This is a genomic window from Arthrobacter humicola (assembly GCF_022803015.1).
Lineage (GTDB): Bacteria > Actinomycetota > Actinomycetes > Actinomycetales > Micrococcaceae > Arthrobacter > Arthrobacter humicola_A.
The window spans coordinates 1-479 of the sequence record NZ_JAFKON010000036.1; the positions used below are offsets into that span (position 1 = coordinate 1).

The 479-nt window shown below is 73.9% G+C and carries 1 pseudogene; it reads right to left on the reverse strand.

Features of this window, described 5'->3' with window-relative positions:
* Window positions 1–479: pseudogene (locus ARTB_RS21340) on the reverse strand (FAD-dependent monooxygenase); the annotation flags it as partial.

Below are 479 nucleotides of genomic sequence, written 5' to 3' on the forward strand. Positions count from 1 at the left end.
TCTCCCACCAGCGCGACCCGACCGTTCGACCAGCGGGGAGCCCGCACCTGACCGATCGCGTCGGTGTACAGCTCCTCCGCGCGGTCGAAGCCGTCGAGCACGCGCGCCGCCTCCCAGCCGGCATCGGCGAAGGTCTCGCGCAAGCGGCGGCGCTGCGCGTCGACATCGCCGCGGTCGGTCCGTGGGCGCTCGCGGTCGGTGACCACCGACATCGTCGCGCGGATCGCGCCGTGCGGATCGGGCCGCAGGGTGATCGACCGGCCGCCCGGCGCGGAGTACCAACGCCACCAGTCGTCGTCCGCGGCGGTGCGGGGGATCGTGCCGTACGTCGTCTCGAGCCCCAGCGAGCGGATCTGCGGCTCGTCGCCGAAGACGAGTCCGCGCGTTCGCGAACCGATCCCGTCGGCGGCGACCACGAGCGTGAACCGCTCCTCGGGCGCCCGCTCGAAGCGCACGACGACTCCGTCGGCATCCTGGTC